Below are 519 nucleotides of genomic sequence, written 5' to 3'. Positions count from 1 at the left end.
GGCATATTAAGTGCTGCACAAATTTTCAAGATATTGCGAAATTGAAAAGCCTCATAAGAGCCACCAACCTCAACAGGGGTTGAAAATGTAATTTGTTTTTCGCCATCGACCACGTTAACTGAGCCAGGGTAAATTGGATGCTCTTCAGGTACCTCTTCAATCTTCTTTTCTACCTTCTGTTCAATTTTCGTTTTTTCACGATTGTCCTCTAACTCTGCCTCATGAGATTCCTTCCCTGTAATAAACACTGCAAAAAGAGCCGCTGTTTTTTTTCGTTCAAGCTCTGCATCATCATAGGATTCGAGTTGAAAGATCTTTGTCATAGCGCGCGTTATTTTGGGAGAACCGCGCAATTGTCCGGCAATACGGCGCTCTTTGATATGAATGACCATTTCAGCAGGGACGCGCACGCGCTCTTGGCTCTCAAATGCCATATTTGCAAGGACATCATCATAGGGGTGATGTTCCCAGAAATGATAAGCAACGCGCTTACCACTGGCATTAAATTCAATCCCCATA

1 protein-coding gene is annotated in these 519 nt (G+C 43.2%); it reads right to left on the bottom strand.

What is annotated here, in order from left to right:
- Positions 1 to 519, bottom strand: a 519-nt coding sequence (locus tag ACFIJ7_RS09860) for a phage portal protein (RefSeq protein WP_375645226.1), incomplete at both ends; no start/stop codon positions are given.

Source organism: Bartonella sp. MR100HLJHH, assembly GCF_042194215.1.
Lineage (GTDB): Bacteria > Pseudomonadota > Alphaproteobacteria > Rhizobiales > Rhizobiaceae > Bartonella > Bartonella grahamii.
The sequence above is the reverse complement of the archived record's forward strand: the minus strand, read 5'-3'. Positions and strand labels throughout refer to the sequence as shown.